Annotated in this window: 15 protein-coding genes; 4 read left to right on the top strand and 11 right to left on the bottom strand. The window is 41.3% G+C overall.

The window, feature by feature from the left end; all coding sequences use genetic code 11:
* Nucleotides 1-70 precede the first annotated feature (70 nt).
* From ACR5KR_RS29510 to ACR5KR_RS29500, 3 genes are all read right to left on the bottom strand, one after another.
* The gene (locus ACR5KR_RS29510; RefSeq protein ID WP_448270380.1) at nucleotides 71-718 is read right to left on the bottom strand and encodes a Uma2 family endonuclease; all 648 of its coding nucleotides are present in this window, start codon (nucleotides 716-718) and stop codon (nucleotides 71-73) included.
* 319 nt (nucleotides 719-1037) lie between these two features.
* A complete protein-coding gene (locus ACR5KR_RS29505) occupies nucleotides 1038-2555 on the bottom strand; it encodes a M16 family metallopeptidase (protein WP_448269013.1) in 1518 nt (505 codons plus the stop codon).
* 36 nt (nucleotides 2556-2591) lie between these two features.
* Nucleotides 2592-4322 (bottom strand): M16 family metallopeptidase, encoded by a 1731-nt coding sequence (locus ACR5KR_RS29500; RefSeq protein ID WP_448269011.1) that lies wholly within the window; start codon nucleotides 4320-4322, stop codon nucleotides 2592-2594.
* A 150-nt stretch (nucleotides 4323-4472) separates the two neighbouring features.
* On the opposite strand from ACR5KR_RS29500, the gene ACR5KR_RS29495 reads away from it, so the two are divergent.
* Complete coding sequence (locus ACR5KR_RS29495) at nucleotides 4473-5087, top strand: TetR/AcrR family transcriptional regulator (RefSeq protein ID WP_322681570.1); 615 nt, start codon at nucleotides 4473-4475, stop codon at nucleotides 5085-5087.
* Nucleotides 5088-5167: 80 nt separating this feature from the next.
* On the opposite strand, the gene ACR5KR_RS29490 is transcribed toward ACR5KR_RS29495, so the two are convergent.
* From ACR5KR_RS29490 to ACR5KR_RS29480, 3 genes are all read right to left on the bottom strand, one after another.
* Entirely contained in the window at nucleotides 5168-5605 is a 438-nt protein-coding gene (locus tag ACR5KR_RS29490; RefSeq protein ID WP_448269010.1) for a DUF4332 domain-containing protein, read from the bottom strand.
* An 8-nt stretch (nucleotides 5606-5613) separates the two neighbouring features.
* Nucleotides 5614-5853 carry a hypothetical protein gene (locus ACR5KR_RS29485; protein ID WP_448269009.1) on the bottom strand — a complete coding sequence of 80 codons (240 nt, stop codon included), beginning with the start codon at nucleotides 5851-5853 and terminating at the stop codon, nucleotides 5614-5616.
* A gap of 335 nt (nucleotides 5854-6188) precedes the next feature.
* The gene (locus ACR5KR_RS29480) at nucleotides 6189-6932 is read right to left on the bottom strand and encodes a class I SAM-dependent methyltransferase (protein ID WP_448269008.1); all 744 of its coding nucleotides are present in this window, start codon (nucleotides 6930-6932) and stop codon (nucleotides 6189-6191) included.
* A gap of 196 nt (nucleotides 6933-7128) precedes the next feature.
* Between ACR5KR_RS29480 and ACR5KR_RS29475 the strand changes: the two genes are divergently transcribed.
* Nucleotides 7129-7593: a DUF29 domain-containing protein gene (locus ACR5KR_RS29475; protein ID WP_448269006.1), complete on the top strand. Its 465-nt coding sequence runs from the start codon at nucleotides 7129-7131 to the stop codon at nucleotides 7591-7593.
* Nucleotides 7594-7601: 8 nt separating this feature from the next.
* Here ACR5KR_RS29475 and ACR5KR_RS29470 read toward each other — a convergent pair whose 3' ends face one another.
* Entirely contained in the window at nucleotides 7602-8402 is an 801-nt protein-coding gene (locus ACR5KR_RS29470) for a PhzF family phenazine biosynthesis protein (RefSeq protein ID WP_448270378.1), read from the bottom strand.
* Between the two features lie 270 nt (nucleotides 8403-8672).
* On the opposite strand from ACR5KR_RS29470, the gene ACR5KR_RS29465 reads away from it, so the two are divergent.
* Nucleotides 8673-8942 (top strand): hypothetical protein, encoded by a 270-nt coding sequence (locus tag ACR5KR_RS29465; RefSeq protein WP_448269005.1) that lies wholly within the window; start codon nucleotides 8673-8675, stop codon nucleotides 8940-8942.
* A 45-nt stretch (nucleotides 8943-8987) separates the two neighbouring features.
* On the top strand, nucleotides 8988-10370 hold the full coding sequence (locus ACR5KR_RS29460; RefSeq protein WP_445628763.1) for an aminopeptidase P family protein: 1383 nt from the start codon (nucleotides 8988-8990) through the stop codon (nucleotides 10368-10370).
* A gap of 66 nt (nucleotides 10371-10436) precedes the next feature.
* On the opposite strand, the gene ACR5KR_RS29455 is transcribed toward ACR5KR_RS29460, so the two are convergent.
* From ACR5KR_RS29455 to ACR5KR_RS29440, 4 genes are all read right to left on the bottom strand, one after another.
* Entirely contained in the window at nucleotides 10437-10835 is a 399-nt protein-coding gene (locus ACR5KR_RS29455) for a hypothetical protein (protein ID WP_448269004.1), read from the bottom strand.
* 18 nt (nucleotides 10836-10853) lie between these two features.
* Complete coding sequence (locus tag ACR5KR_RS29450) at nucleotides 10854-11318, bottom strand: CYTH domain-containing protein (protein WP_448269003.1); 465 nt, start codon at nucleotides 11316-11318, stop codon at nucleotides 10854-10856.
* Between the two features lie 322 nt (nucleotides 11319-11640).
* Nucleotides 11641-12369: a DUF6875 domain-containing protein gene (locus ACR5KR_RS29445; protein WP_448269002.1), complete on the bottom strand. Its 729-nt coding sequence runs from the start codon at nucleotides 12367-12369 to the stop codon at nucleotides 11641-11643.
* 1436 nt (nucleotides 12370-13805) lie between these two features.
* Nucleotides 13806-15452 (bottom strand): alpha/beta hydrolase, encoded by a 1647-nt coding sequence (locus ACR5KR_RS29440; protein ID WP_448269000.1) that lies wholly within the window; start codon nucleotides 15450-15452, stop codon nucleotides 13806-13808.
* Nucleotides 15453-15700: the final 248 nt, after the last annotated feature.

Genomic DNA, 15700 nt, shown 5'->3' with positions numbered 1-15700 from the left:
TCAGGGGTGAGTGTTGGGTTTCGTTAACTTGAAACCCGGTATATGTTGTGAATTCTGGTGACAGCGTTAGTTATTGCTGTTGTATCTGTTTTTGTACCCAAAGACGAAAAGCTTTGAGCGTTGCATTTCTGCCTGCTGTTGTACTTTGCTTTAAATATTGGGGAATTGCTTCAATTAGTGAGAAGAGAGGGAAATTTAGGCTTTGTTGAGATTCTACATAATGTCCGTCTTGCAAAACATTAATTTTGAGCTTTCCTCGATCAAAACGCCAAAGTTCTGGCACTTTTAGCGCTTCATAAATATTAGGATGAGTACGAGAAGTAATATCAATTTCTAGAGCTAAATCTGGAGGAGGGTCTACTGCTAAATCTAGCCGCTTCTTGCCGCGAATCTTAGATTCATTTTTTATATAGAAACACTGATCGGGTTCTATACCTTGAGCCATTGCTTGGTTTTTGAAAGTGGTAGAACCAAGACATCTAAACTCAATGTCTAATTCTTCCAAAAGAGCTTTGACTAAATCGCTAATAATTTCTTTATCGTCTTCATGTTCTGGCAGTGGTGCCATAATCTCCAGTATTCCCCTGTCATAAGCAATTCGTGCAGCACGATGTTCCCCTAAATCTTCTAGAATTGTTTCCAATTCCTGCCAGGTTACATCTCGCAGTAGCACTCTTTGTCCTGGTGGAACATGGATGCGCTTTAATTCCAACAACATCATCTTTGCTCCCAGTAGTTGAAACCTGAATTTAGCTTACTCTAGTTGACCCGATCGGGGCGACAACTTTTGCTGCTTTATAGAAGTGTATGCTGGAGCGATCGCTTCTATAAAGATGAATAGAGTAGAGAAAAACCTCTGGAGTTTCCAGAGGTTTTGGTTCCTGATTTAGTTTCTACTTGTTACTCCAATTTGTCCTTAGTCATTTCCTGATAATGGAGAAAATTATTTTAAAAACAAGATCCCCAATTTCTTAAACAGTTGGGGATCTGAGCCTTGCGATTTTATTTGGATATTGAATGTCTACCCATCTACGCTATTAATTCTTTGCCTGTGGCTGCGAACCAGGAATCGTTACATCTATTGGTGTCACCTGTTTAGCTAACTGTGTTAATGGCGGTTGAATAGCGGTTTGATTCCCCACCACTAGAGTTACAATCTTTTCTGGTTTGAGATATTCTCGTGCTACCCGTTGGACATCGGCTGCTGTGGTGGCGGCGACGGCTTTTTGATAGCGAAAGAGAAAATCAGCAGGATAGCCGTAATATTCGTATCGCATCAAGCGTGATAAGGTTTGGCTGGGGTCTTGAAAGTTGAATACAAAGGAGTTGAGTGTAGACTCTTTGGCATAAGCCAGTTCTTTTGCTGTCACTCTCTGAGTTTGGGTGCGCTTGATTTGGGCTTGTAAAGCTTTGACAAACTGGACGGTAGCATCCGATCGCGTTTCTCCACCAGCGATAAATATGCCAGGATAATCGTAGCGGGGACTCCACTGGCCGTAGACAGAGTAAGCTAAACCTTGACGCGATCGCAATTCATTAAATAAGCGTCCACCAAATCCATTTAAGACTCCATTCAATACATCCAGCGCTGCATAATCGGGACTGTCGAAACGTCCGCCTAAATGCCCGATAAGCACACTACTTTGCGTCAGTTGGGGTTGATTGACAAAAAAGACTCCACCTGTATTAGCTGGTGAAACCTTTGGTAATGTGGGTTTAGCAATACCTGGGTTACGCTGCCAATCGCCAAACTTAGCTTGAATGAGCGATCGCATTTTCTTAGCATCAAAATCGCCCACAATCCCCAAAATTATATTATTGGGGTGGAAATATTGCTGATAAAACTTGAGCAAATCTTCACGCTCAACTTTATCCACCGTCGCATACTCTATGGTGCGGGCATAAGGGCTATCTTTGCCATAGATTAATTTTTTAAATTCTCGATTTGCAATCCCATCTGGATTGTCATTACGACGGGCAATGCCACCTTTGGCTTGAGTTTTCGCCAAGTCTAGCTTTTCTTGAGCAAATACAGGCGATCGCAACACCTCAGCAAACAGCCCAAACACTGTTTCTAAATCTTCACTGAGGGCGTCAAAGCTAGCACTACCAGAAGTTTCACCAATACCAACTTCTACAGATGCTGCCCGTTGTTCCAATATCTCGTTGAGTTCATCTGCTGAATGGTTCTTAGTTCCTCCAGTTCGCATTACTGCGCCTGTAAAACCAGCCAACCCAACTTTTTCCATTGGTTCCAAGCGATTCCCTGTCCGCACAAACGCCGTACCATTCACCAACGGTAATTCACGATCCTCCATTAAATAGACAACCAAGCCATTTTGCAGCACAAACCGCTCATACTTGGGTAACTTAATCTCAGGTAGCGGTGGTAGCTGCAACTCTGTGTAATGTTTCGCCTCAGCTGTCGCCGCCAGAGAAAAATTACAAGTTAAAAGTAAGCACGCAAAAACAGCAACCAAAGCATAAATCAGCCCCTTCCTATTTTGAATTTTCAACGCCATCCGCCTTTTACCCTTCACCTTATACCTCTGCATATCTCTCTTCCTTTGCGCCTTTGCGGTTTGTTTCTCTTAAGCTGCTTTCGACAACAACTTGCCAATCGTGCGATTTTTCGGCGTAAAAGTTTCCTTTGCCACCCGTTGAATATCAGCCGTTGTCACTGCTGAAATGTCATCCAACTGCTTAAACAAATTCCGCCAAGAGCCAGTTTTCACTTCATATTCCAACAATTGTTGAGCCATGCCCATATTGGAATCGAGAGTACGTAACAAACTCGCCCGTGCTTGGGTTTTCACTCGTTGTAAATCAGCCGCCGCCACAGGCTCAGTTTTTAATTTGTCAATTTCTTGACGTAAAGCCACCGCCAACTCATCAACTGTATGACCAGGAGCTGTGAGAGCATAGAAAAATATTAAGTTTGGGTATTTATCTCCAGGAAATCCACTGTAACCTTGGGCATTTAACGCCAAACGTTGCTTTTCTACCAAAGATTTATATAGCCGCGATGTGCGCCCATCACTTAATAAACTGCCAATGATTTCATAGACGGCATTATCTGGATCGGTAATCGCCGGACGATGATAACCTTCTAAATACCAAGGTTGAGAAGGTAGCTGTAAAGTAACTTCCCGTGTTTGTTGTTGTGGCGGTTCTACTGGGATTTGTTCAACAGCTTTGGTTTTGGCTTGAAAGCGGCCAAAATAAGTTTGCGCCAGTTTTTTCACTTGACTGGGATTGACATCTCCGACAATGGCAATGGTCAAATTACTTGGTACGTAGTGAGTATCAAAAAACTTTTGGACATCTTCTGGTGTCAGATTGCGGATATCTTCGTCATAACCAATCACCGGACGCCTGTAGGGATGGGCTTTATAAGCAGTATCGATAAACTTTTCCACCATCAATCCAATAGGTGAATTCTCTATCCGCATCCGTCGTTCTTCTAAAATTACATCTTTTTCTTTATAGAACTCACGACGAATTACCGGATCGAGAAATCGTTCTGACTCCAACGACATCCAAAGTTCTAGCTTATTGGCAGGAAAGCTGTAAAAATAACGAGTCGCTTCGGTTGAAGTATTGGCATTTAAACCCACGCCTCCCGCTTGTTCGACAATTTGCCCCAATTCATTTTGCTTGACGAGCTTATCTGCTTGCGATTCCACTTGCTCAAACTCAGTTTGTAAGCGGATAACCTCAGCTTTTCTGCCAGCGGCTTTCGCTGTTTTAATTTGAGCATTCAACTGCTCTAAGGTATCTAGTAGCGGTTTTTCTTTTTTGTAGTCTTGTGTACCAATGCGCGTTGTGCCTTTAAACGCCAAATGTTCCAAAAAGTGAGCTACACCAGTTTTACCATCTGGCTCATCCACACCACCCACATTCGCATAAGTGAGAAAAGAAACCACGGGCGCTTGATGTCGTTCCAAGACAATGAATTTTAAACCATTGTCGAGGCGAAACTCCGTTAATTGCTTAATAACTCGATCTAAATAAGGTTGAATTGAACTTTCAACTGGTGGGGTTGGAGTTTTAGCTTCTTGAGGAGGTGCTGTCTGAGTTTGAGCTAGAGCAACTTCTGGCAGCAATCCCCATGAGAGAACGATCGAAGCTAACAAAGCGATCAACAACCGCCGCAATATCACAGATACTCGATCTGACCAATCCAAAATTGTTCGACTGAGCGTACCCCTGCGGGGAAGCAAGCTACGCGTAGCGTCTCGTAGAGAAGTCGAAGTCCCCAATCGTTCGACTGAGCGTAGCCGAAGTCTAAAATCTAAAATTGACCGACTGCTCTGGTTCATAAGCGAGAAGTAAGATAAAGTTACATTACCTAAATAACAGGATACTTAGCAAAAGAGCCTTAATCTTGTATTAAGCTTTCAGTGGCTCTTTAACTTGATGTTAGACAATAATGCTACAAGTCTTGTTACGGATATCTAACCATAACTGTTATGCGAGTTTTTAATTCTTCCCCGCCCTCAGAGGCTCAGACGCGCACCCGGATTTTACACGCAGCGCAAAGGTTGTTTGCCTCTCAGGGATTTGACGGCACTACCACCCGCGACTTAGCACAAGCGGCAGGTATAGCTGAAGGTACTTTATTTCGTCATTTTCCAAATAAAAAAGCAATTTTAGTGGAAGTAGCCACGAATGGCTGGGTAGAAATTCTGACAGATTTGCTCACAGAATTAAGTGAAATGGGCAGTTATAAAGCCGTTGCTCAGGTGATGCGCCGTCGGATGTGGAATTTCCAAAAAAATGCCGATTTGATGCGCGTCTGTTTTATGGAGGTGCAATTTCACCCCGATTTGCGCGATCGCATTCAATTAGAAGTCATTACCAAAATGACTGATGTCGGCGAAGCATTCTTTCAAACAGCGATGGATAAAGGTATTTATCGTCAAGGCGACGCGAAGCTAGTTGCGAAAGTTTTCTTAGGAATGTTTGCGATCGCAGGTTTTTCTAACAACACCCTCATGGAACCTGATGCCTCTCCCCAACAAATGCAGGAAATGGCCGAAGGACTCGCTGATATTTTTCTTAATGGTGTTTTAGCTAAAGAGTGAAGAGTTATGAGTTATGAGTTATGAGTTATGAGTTATGAGTTATGAGTTATGAGTTTTAACTCCTCACTCCTAACTCCTAACTAAATGATTGTTTTCGCTTGCTGACTCCACTGTTGTACTAGCTCAAGTGCTGGACACAAATCTCGGCGCTGCATTGTTGCTACTTGCAAGCGCATGATTTGTTGGTGCAATCTGTGAGTGGGAGTTTGAGCTAACTGCACTACAGAACCAATACCGGCATGAAGCAATAAACCACAATATTGTGTCCCGACACTGGGAATACGTGCCAAGTCAGCTAAAGCCATCCATTTATTTACATACTGAAGATGAATCTGTAATTTATTTGCTAACGCTAGTCTTGACTCTAGAGTTTTCCCTTGTTTGACTAAAGCTACTGTGCTAGTTATCCCACAATTTTGGAGTTGAGATTGTTCCTCATGGCTCAGTCCAGGTAATTGCTCAATTGGCCAATCACGAGATTGGATACTAGTTCTACTATCTTTGTGTTTAGCAGACATTTTTGAAATTAAAATATAGGCTTGTTTAAATATTGTGACAGTTGCTTCTTCGCAAGAGAACGCTCTTGCGGTTTAGTGTTTGTATTGATGTGCAATTTTAAGCCAACCTTCTGCAATGCGATTGCATCGCCTGACAATGCGATTGCATCGCCTGACAATGCGATTGTATCGAGTAACAATGCGATTGCATCGCCTGACAATGCGATTGCATCGCCTGACAATGCCATTGCATCGCTTGACAATGCCATTGTATCGCCTGACAATTAGATATCTTGCAAAAGTCTCTAACACTTCACAGGCTACAAGCAGACACAGCTTGGTACATAAACCTCATCTATGTTGAAACCTAGAGTTTTTTAAAAAATATATTTTTGTAGGTTGGGTGGAGTGAAACGCAACCCAACATTACCACCAAATTTTATGTTGGGTTACGCTATCGCTGCACCCAACCTACAAAACTTGTGTATACACCGTAGCCTAAAAGGTGAGGGGAGGAGTAACGAGAAAACAAAAGTTTTTGCTCCCCTCTCCTGGTAGGAGAGGGGCTGGGGGAGAGGTCAAAATAGCACTCGTCGAACTCACGTTATTTTAGGCAGGTAATGCCGATCGTATCGGGATAGTCAATGTAATCCTGCCAGAACTCAAAGCCAAATTTATGTATGCCTTTGGGAGAGACTTTTGGATGGTGCCAGCGGATATCTTTAAAACCAGCATTCATCAAGGCCCATTCATAAGTCGCTTGGCTAAGGTAGTAGTTGTCAATACTGATAGACTCACCGTCATCAGGAATACTCAATGTTAAGGTTATGGGAGTACCTTCTTGGAGCGACTGGGCACATCTCCTAGCAATGCCATATTTCTGATGTTTATCATAAAACTCTGGAAGCAGTTCTAAATTATTGTTCAAACTGACGAATCGACCACCAGGTTTCAGATGAATTGCTATGGCCTGACACATTTTGAGTAGTTGCTCTTTAGTTGAAGCGCAATTGAGCAAGTAGGAGACTACCACAAGATCGAAGCTGCCAATAGAACCAATTTCCATGACATCACCGATGATATATTCAATTCCAAGTGGCACAGAGGCTTCTTCAAGTCTTGCCAACTCGATCATTTCTGAGGAAATATCTACACCAACCAAACGTGCAGCGCCATTCTGTTTGAGCAATCGTGTGAAAAATCCTTCTCCACAAGCTAGATCGAGGATTGATTTCCCGGCAACATCTCCGATTAAATTTAAGTATGTATATGCCTCACCATACAAGCGATAAGGCATTTTGTTAAGTTTTTGAAATTGGAGAGCTATGTTATCAAACACGGTTGCCATTTTTTCATCTCACTTGCAAGTTTTTTATTAAAGGATATCTCAAAAGTTAAATTCTACGCTTGTCATCTCAGCATCAACAGTTCAAGATAAGCGCGTTACGGCTCGTATGGCTAAAAAGATGCGATCGCTTTCTTGAAGTTAAAATGGGCGTACAGTATCTCAGTTTAGCTAGTATACGGTAAATTGCAGAAAGATCATGACCCAGATTCCAAAAAGCGCAGCCCAGTTGTATGAAACAGACTTTGCAGCATGGACAGAAAAAACTGTACAACTCATTCGGGCTGGACAATTTGGACAAGTAGACTGGGATGCTGTGATTGAGGAGATTGAAAGCTTGGGACGGTCAGAACGACGAGAGTTGAAAAGCCGCTTGGAAGTATTATTACAGCATTTGCTCAAGTGGCAATATCAATCTAGTTTACGGAGTGGCTCTTGGCGGAATACTATTGATGAGCAGCGCCACAAAATTGCAGATTTACTGCAAGAGAGTCCCAGCCTCAAGTCTTATCCAGAAGAAGTTTTAGCCCAGTGCTATCATCGGGGATTGAAAGCTGCTAGTAATGAAACTGAACTACCAATCAATACGTTTCCAGTGGAATGTCCTTATTCCATTGCCCAAGTTCTTGACGGTGAATTTTTGCCAGATATTATTGATTTGTAATATGAGGTTTATGCGGTAATTAACTCGCCTCGCAACACAGTTACCGCTTGTCCGGCGAGAAAGACGCGATCGCCTCCATCATAAGACACCTTCACCACACCGCCGCGACTGGATGCTTGATAAGCCAAAAACTCATTTTTGTGCAAGCGATCGCGCCAGAACCAAGCAAGACAGCAATGAGCCGCTCCTGTCACTGGGTCTTCATTAATACCTAATCCCGGTGCAAAAAAGCGAGAGACGAAATCATATTCAGAATCAGAGTCAGTGAGGCTGGTGACAATGACATTAGGAATCGGCAACGTTTTGAGTAGTTGAAAATTAGGCTGTATTTGCCGCACCAATTCTTCAGATTCAAATTCCACAAGATAACCCAGTGAATTCTGCAAAACAGATTTGTAGGGTACACCCAAAGCTTGCTTGAGTTCTGGAGGAGCGATTGTTACTTGTGAGTGATTTACTGGAAAATCTAACTCAATCCAATCATTTTGTAACTTCGCAAACAGCACTCCACTTTTGGTATAAAAACGTGCAACTTCATCAGGTAATAAATGTCCCTCTGACCAAAGTACATGGGCACTAGCTAAAGTTGCGTGACCACAAAGCGGCACTTCTACTGTAGGCGTAAACCAACGCAGATTAAAGCCATCATCCTGTCTGACTAGAAAAGCTGTTTCAGATAAATTCATCTCCTGCGCCACCTTTTGCATCCAGCGCTCATCTTGGGGAGTAGGCAAAACACAGACAGCAGCCGGATTACCTGCAAAAGGTGTATTGGTAAAAGCATCAACTTGAGTAATAATTTGTCCCATTATAGTCACGTCACCTCGCTCCAAATTCAAAATTCAAAACTTGTACTGAGCTTGTAGAAGTATTCACGCATTCAAAATTTAAAATTAATGATCCCCATAAATAAATTTTCTTGTGGGGCGGGCATCTTGCCCGCCAGGACGGGCTAGAGAGCTTATCCCACAAGAGTTTGCTAATGCACTATTTTAGTCCTACGTTGTGTTAATCCAAATGAGAACCACTATATACAGTACCTTAGAAATTAGAAATACAATCTCCAAAAACTAGGGTCAATGTTAAAGCAAACCGAAAACGTGAGGATAAAAATCTTCAGAAGCATCTTTGCTGCTGTCAACTTAGCGCTAATTTCTGGAGGATTAGTTAGTTGTGTTGTTGAAGTCCCGCAGCCACCTGCACCAACTGAGCAACAAAAACCAGTGTTACAACCTAATCAAGAACCTAAGCAGATAAAGCAGAACGACCAAGATGATGATGACAAACATCGCGATCGCAAAAACGATCAAAAAGATGGCGATAAGGATGATAAAGACGATAACGACTAAATAAAGGCAAAACCATCACTTTTATCTTTTTTTGAGTTTACATTTATGCTTATCCCACAAACTTCTACTTCCCTCGCCGATACTTTACGCCACCGACGGCAACAATTAGCCAAACTGATTGATTTTCCCGCAATTTTGTGGTCAGGTAGCAATAATCCGCGCAATTTTCCGGCAAATTCCTTTCCATTTCGTGCTAACAGTCATTTCCTCTATTTCGCCGGACTGCCATTACCAAAGGCGGCAATTCGTCTAGAAGCAGGCAAACTAGAATTATTCATCGACGATCCGTCACCCAGCAGCGCCCTTTGGCATGGTGAAATGCCAACGCGCGAGGAAATAGCCGAGAAGATTGGGGCGGATGTGGCAGGGCCAATGGCAGAATTAGAGTCTCGGCTAGAAGATGCCGCTACACTTGCCGTCCAAGATGCGGCTACTTGGACGCAGCAATCGCAGCTATTAAATAGATGGGTTTTACCACAAAGTCCTCCTCAAGGAATTGACTTGGAGTTAGCGAAGGCGATCGTTTCTCTCCGCCTCACCCACGATGATGGTGCATTAACCGAGTTGCGAAAAGCTGCGGCTGTCACTGTCAAAGCTCACAAAGCCGGGATGGCAGCAACACCCCAAGCCAAACTAGAAGCAGAAGTTCGGGCAGCGATGGAAGGGGTGATTATTGCCCACAATATGACCACCTCTTACAACAGTATTGTCACTGTTCGCGGTGAAGTTTTGCATAACGAGCAGTATCACAATAGTTTGCAGCCAGGTGATTTACTCCTTGCCGATGTTGGCGCTGAGACTGAAACTGGTTGGGCAGGTGATGTGACTCGTACATGGCCAGTTTCGGGTAAGTTTTCATCTACCCAAAGAGATATTTATAATGTGGTGTTGGCAGCCCATGATGCTTGTATTGCCAAAATCCAGCCTGGTGTAGAGTATGGAGATATTCATTTGCTAGCAGCTACAGCGATCGCTGAAGGTTTAGTAAATTTAGGTATTTTACAAGGAAATCCCCAAGATTTAGTAGAAATGGATGCCCACGCGCTGTTTTTTCCTCATGGGATCGGCCATCTACTGGGTTTAGATGTGCATGATATGGAAGATTTGGGCGATTTAGCTGGGTATGAAGAAGGACGCCAAAGGAGCGATCGCTTTGGCTTAAGCTATCTTCGTTTAAATCGTCCCCTGCGTCCAGGAATGTTAGTCACAATTGAGCCTGGTTTTTATCAAGTACCAGCAATTTTAAACGATCCTAATGTCCGTTCAAAATATCAAAATGTGGTGAATTGGCAGCGTTTATCTGAATTCGCCGATGTGCGAGGAATTCGGATTGAAGATGATGTTTTAGTTACTACAGAAGGCAGCGAAGTTTTAACAGCTGCATTACCAAACGATGCCGATACTGTAGAAAATCTAGTTAATGGCTAAGTTCATATCTCACAGGCATCCTTTGTAAATACTTGCAGTGTGATGCTGCGTACTACTACGGTTTTTCTAAATTACTGGATTGACGTTTAATCCAGTTAAGCATTTGACTTCGCACATCACGTTCGATCGGGAATCCAGCAAGATCGCTAACATAGAGGCATCGCGCTCATCATCAGTGTTAGAGTACTGCGCTGGCTCTCGATTTACTTGCACTTTTGCAATCTTTACGCTTTCTGCAATCACCTCAAAACGCACTTTGAAAATACAAAAACCAGTCCAACTACGATGCAAGTATAGCCAAGGAGCCTCATAGAAAATGAACCACTTATCTTCCATCTGCTCTGGAATGACTCCAGCAGCAATTCGGTCGAATTCTTCCTGTGAGAAAACTTTTTCTAGTGTTATATTTTTGCATACAGAAGGCATAGGTTCTGTTTTCCAATCATTGCATTTGGCTATTCGCATAGTTTTGATTTCATTCTATTACCATTGTGAAAAAGGGTATTTTACTAAATTGCTGTTGAAATATCTAGAGTCATCAGAAACTTCTTGTCCAATCCAGTTTGGTAATTCAATTTGCTGATTTTCATCAGTGAGTTCAACTTCTGCTAATATGAGTCCTTTATTAACACCATCAAACTCATCTATTTCCCAAATAAAACCACCCGACTCTATTTTATATCTGGTTTTTTCTATAAAGGGACGTTGACATAATGTCTCAAGTATTTCTTGAGCATCTTGAACAGGAATAGGATACTCAAACTCTAATCTCGAATATTTAAGATTGGGGCCTTTAATGGTCAAATAACTTTTTTCCCCTACTATACGTATGCGTACAGTTGCTTTATCTTGTGTAGCAATATATCCTTGACGATATACACTACCTTCAGCTAATCCTCTCCAACTATCTCCTCTCACTAAATATTTACGCTCTATTTCTTTCGCCATTTTATTTACCAAATTATTTGCTTTTTTATATCACAAATAATAGATTAATTCTAAATATATTCACAAAAATGTGTGTGCAATTATTACAAATCAAAGTAACTTTCTTGAAGGATTGATATTGACTAATTGATAATTAGCGATCGCTTCTACTGTCGTCCGATAATTTACTCCTGATGACGATTTAATGCTATCTGCACTAAGCAATTGCAAGTAGCAGTAAATTCGTGATTTTTATCCCACTTATTTCCAGGTACAGTGAATTTAAAAGACTTTTAATCCTCCATACCTATGCTCGATCGCTAACCTGGAATTCAAACATTTGTTATATGTAAGAACTCACCAAATTTTCTTGTTTAATTTGTTCTTTTGCTAAAGCCAATGATTGACGAGCATTTTTAAACTTTATTTCATCTGTAAATTTATGCTCAAAATTCTTTAAATAAGCTTCCAAATATCGAATACGTAAGTGTGGATCGGCAGGATTCTGAAGAAAAGGGAGGTCAGCTTCAACCATAAACCGAATAGCCAACAAGGGGATAGGGCTACGAAGGGGACGAAAGTTTGGGTTGTGTAGACCAGGACTTTCATTACGTTTATGAAATTCTCCGATCATCAGTCCTGACTCAACAAACAAAGGTTTAAGTTTTTGTTGGACACTATCTATTACTTTAGAAGCGTCTTCTATATGAATGTCAGGAAAAATAAGTAAAAAAGCTCTATTAATTGCTAATTCCTGCTCTTTAACATCTATTTGCAGAAATATATCTCGATAGCGTCCAACAATCTCTTCTAATTCTCCTGGATACAAATCTTTTGTGTGAATAACTGCTAGACGAATACTATTTGATTTGAGAGAGTAAGGTACAAAGGGGCAAACTGCGCCAGGTCTACCTAAGTCAGGATGAGGCCTTCCTAAAAAGGTTTTCACCCACTTCATAATTTCATTTAAGGCAGAAAGGTCTTCATGTTGCTGGAGTTGTTCAATTTCACGAGTTGTATAGAGTTGCATAAGCTTGAATGAAATGGAATAATTGTTTAATTCTGAAGCCAAATTATTTTCACAAGGTGAAACTAATTATTTCAGTCAATAAAACAAGCCTTTTGTTGTTTATTTTTGGTTAATCTGTGGGTTGAACAATATAACGATGTTCTACCATTTGGTTTTGGAAAACTCAAGTAATTTACGTCAAGACATACACAAATATATTTTGCATCAAATAACCTGTTTTCATTTGTTTTGATAGTTTGTAATATCTTATCGACAGGATTAATATTTGAATCTTGAAATCCATGTAATGTGTGCTACAATTTGCTAGCATTTCCTACAATTACTTGATAGATTTTTTCAACAACAATTTGCGATTTCTATACAATACGTATGTATCACCATTATTCGGCATCTACTCCTAGTTGTTTCCACTCTTAAGCTTCTGTTATTTTTATGAATATATTATAAATTTTATGTGTAAATAGTTATTTCTACTGTAAAAATTTGGTGTAGATTTAACAGCAACTTTAGGGCTACTATCAAGGTAGTATACTTGTAGTAACTAAAAAGTTTACACAGAATTGGTATAAGGCTAATTTTATTAAGCTTTATATTACTTACAGCGAATTACAAATTAATAAAGTACACTCTCCCAAATAGATTGGGGAGGATGCTTGATAGGGTGGGTGGGGTAGTTAATCCACTTAGATGAAAAGTACTATATTCTCGATTGGTCGATCTTAACGTCAGGTATTTGTAGCGAATATCACTATTTTAGGCTTTATTTAGTTTACAAATAAAAATGTCAGGATAGTTAGAATAAGCGGCGACTTCTACCGTTCCCCATATCCCTATTCTTAAGTAAGCTATTCACAAAATTAAATATTTTAGGACTTACGGTACTATACCAATTAACCATAATATGCATTAAGTGAAATTTATACTTCAGGTGCTGATTGCAACCCTGATTTTGTTGCATATTTACTGTTCTGGGTATTATAGGACTTACGCAAGTGTCACAAAAAAATCGGATTTGTAGTTTGTAGTAAGCGGCTCTAGCCCTTATTTTGAGGACTTTAGTCCTCTCTTCTCTTTCAGAGACGCACTCACGTTCGAGACGCTACTTCGGCTCCCAACTCTTGGAGAGGCTGCACTTCGACTCATTTCGGCTACGCTCAATGACCAACGCTCAGTGACCACGCCAACGACTACGCTACCTCGACTCCGCTCGGCACAAGTCAGGGCAAGTTGCTCAGTACAAGTGCGCGAAAACTAGGAACTGAAAATAATATGTCAGTTGCGTAAGACCATTTTGAAAAATGATTGCGACAGACGGATTCACACCAAGCCAGACGCACCAAGGCAATTTCCAATCCAAAATCTAAAATCCAAAATCTAAAATGGTATAAGTCCTGTATTAGAAATGGTTCAAAAGCCCAAAATTAGTACAGTCAATATGTATCATAGGTAAGTCCTATATTTGTTTAATTGAAAGTCTCTTATTTCTCAACAAATTCTTTCACCACTGCCATAGCATCAGGAGGAATCTGGGTAACTAGACGAAATGGAAATGCGGCAGTTGAAGCAAACTGAGCATAGTCTGGTGTCAGGAAGATAGCATAGTTTTTAGCTTCTGGAGTCATCTGGAAAGCAAAGGCCAAGGTTAAAGCTTTAACGTACTTGCGAACATCTGCTGCTTGTTCGCCGACAACTTCACCGCCACTAATCGGTGTATTTGGTTGTCCGATCTGATCTAATGTGGTGCTGGGGTCTTTTACACTGAGATGAGTACCTCCAATAATACCAACTAGCGATTTTGGGGATGGGATCTTGTCAAATCCCACAATCTGTTCAGTTAAAGCTGGGGTAGTTTTATCAGCGGAACCTGCTAACACTATGGTAGGAACTTGTATCTTAGTTAACCCAGTTTCGCCAAAAATTAGAGAAGTTGTGGGATTGAAAGCGATCGCTTGTTTGATTCTGGTATCTCGTAGTTGATAACTATTTTCTGGTAATTCTTGAGCGATACACTGAATATTTTCTCCCAAACTCAAGATAGTCAGGTTCTTTTTACAGCGTTGTTTGAGATGTTCTAGTTGCAACTCCGCCCCAGCAAGTGCTAAAGCTGTACCACCACCCAAAGAATAGCCAACAACCATCGCGTTTGTAGTTGCAAGTTTCCCTTGTAGGGGATGATTAGCCGTTTGGTTGAGTTTTTCTAATTCATCGAGAACAAAACTAATATCTTGAGGGCGATTTAAAAACTCTTGAGGCTTCATAACTCTGGTTTTGCCTTGTAATGCTATATCAGTATTTGCCGCATTACTACCGGGATGTTCTAAAGCTGCGACTACATAACCGTAGGATGCTAAATGTTCTGCTAGGTAACGCAAGTCCGTGCGAACCGATCCGAAGCCGTGAGAAAAGACAATTACGGGTTTTTCGGGAGTTGCAGCAGTTGACCAGTAAATATCAACTGGGATTTTGCGAGCGCGCTTTCGATCGTTCAGATTTAAGTTGAGTATTTTTACTTGGGCGCTTCCTAGTTGGCTGGGATCGAAAGGGAAAGCAATCTGCGGTGTTCTCGGATGTGCTGTTATCGGGTCGAGTTGGGGAGCGATCGCTAACATGAATTGCTGGGTACGCCAAAAAGCTGTATTTAAGTTTTTTGTAACAACGAAAGCCTTTGGCAAATCAATTTCTAAGCGTTTACTGGGATAAGCAGCAATAAAACTCAGTATAGAAAGACCTTGCGGTGCAGTAGAACCTAATACCAAGCCTGCTCTCAATGCTTGTACCCCAGCTTTATCCTTTCGGGCTAAGGCTGTAGCGAAGTCATTGAGAATAGTTGTACCAATCTGGGTATTAATTAACTTATCAAGTGTGACAACATTCATAGGTATATTCATGCCCAGCGCCCCCAAGAAGAAGCGGCGTTGTTCTTCAGATAAAGACTGTAAACTCCCAGGCAATTTTCCTGTTTTTACAGCCTTTTGCAACTCAGTAAGAGAAATGGATTCTGTAAATAAACCCAAACGCACAACAACTGTGTCAGCAGCAATGGCCGAAGTATTTACCCCAAACTGTGTAAGTGCGATGGCGCTAAATAAACCCGCAACTGTCTTAAGACTTCTCCAATTTCCCATAAACTTTTATACCAATTCTTACTTACGGGAATATAACGGATATTTGTGTATTTGACTACCCCAATAATTGATTAGAAATAAAAGTAAATTTTTTCTTAACTTGATGGCGATGTCTACGATGGGCTGTGACGCTCTTGCGGACGCTCGAGTACTCGCTAACGCTACGCTTTCGCTAACGCTACGCTAATGGTGACGCTGCAATCTCCTCAAAGCATCTGCGGATGCAAGAGCCATATTACAAGCATAAC

The organism is Nostoc sp. DSM 114159 (genome assembly GCF_053470285.1).
Note: the sequence above shows the minus strand (reverse complement) of the source record. Positions and strands in the feature narration are given on the sequence as shown.

What these genes read in the sequence shown, in the direction of transcription:
- ACR5KR_RS29480 (WP_448269008.1), bottom strand. Translation starts at nt 6,932, where the DNA reads ATGGCAACCGTGTTTGATAACATAGCTCTCCAATTTCAAAAACTTAAC.
- ACR5KR_RS29440 (WP_448269000.1), bottom strand. Translation starts at nt 15,452, where the DNA reads ATGGGAAATTGGAGAAGTCTTAAGACAGTTGCGGGTTTATTTAGCGCC.
- ACR5KR_RS29475 (WP_448269006.1), top strand. Translation starts at nt 7,129, where the DNA reads ATGACCCAGATTCCAAAAAGCGCAGCCCAGTTGTATGAAACAGACTTT.
- ACR5KR_RS29495 (WP_322681570.1), top strand. Translation starts at nt 4,473, where the DNA reads ATGCGAGTTTTTAATTCTTCCCCGCCCTCAGAGGCTCAGACGCGCACC.
- ACR5KR_RS29485 (WP_448269009.1), bottom strand. Translation starts at nt 5,853, where the DNA reads ATGGCATTGTCAAGCGATGCAATGGCATTGTCAGGCGATGCAATCGCA.
- ACR5KR_RS29455 (WP_448269004.1), bottom strand. Translation starts at nt 10,835, where the DNA reads ATGCGAATAGCCAAATGCAATGATTGGAAAACAGAACCTATGCCTTCT.
- ACR5KR_RS29490 (WP_448269010.1), bottom strand. Translation starts at nt 5,605, where the DNA reads ATGTCTGCTAAACACAAAGATAGTAGAACTAGTATCCAATCTCGTGAT.
- ACR5KR_RS29450 (WP_448269003.1), bottom strand. Translation starts at nt 11,318, where the DNA reads ATGGCGAAAGAAATAGAGCGTAAATATTTAGTGAGAGGAGATAGTTGG.
- ACR5KR_RS29510 (WP_448270380.1), bottom strand. Translation starts at nt 718, where the DNA reads ATGTTGTTGGAATTAAAGCGCATCCATGTTCCACCAGGACAAAGAGTG.
- ACR5KR_RS29505 (WP_448269013.1), bottom strand. Translation starts at nt 2,555, where the DNA reads ATGCAGAGGTATAAGGTGAAGGGTAAAAGGCGGATGGCGTTGAAAATT.
- ACR5KR_RS29460 (WP_445628763.1), top strand. Translation starts at nt 8,988, where the DNA reads ATGCTTATCCCACAAACTTCTACTTCCCTCGCCGATACTTTACGCCAC.
- ACR5KR_RS29500 (WP_448269011.1), bottom strand. Translation starts at nt 4,322, where the DNA reads ATGAACCAGAGCAGTCGGTCAATTTTAGATTTTAGACTTCGGCTACGC.
- ACR5KR_RS29470 (WP_448270378.1), bottom strand. Translation starts at nt 8,402, where the DNA reads ATGGGACAAATTATTACTCAAGTTGATGCTTTTACCAATACACCTTTT.
- ACR5KR_RS29465 (WP_448269005.1), top strand. Translation starts at nt 8,673, where the DNA reads ATGTTAAAGCAAACCGAAAACGTGAGGATAAAAATCTTCAGAAGCATC.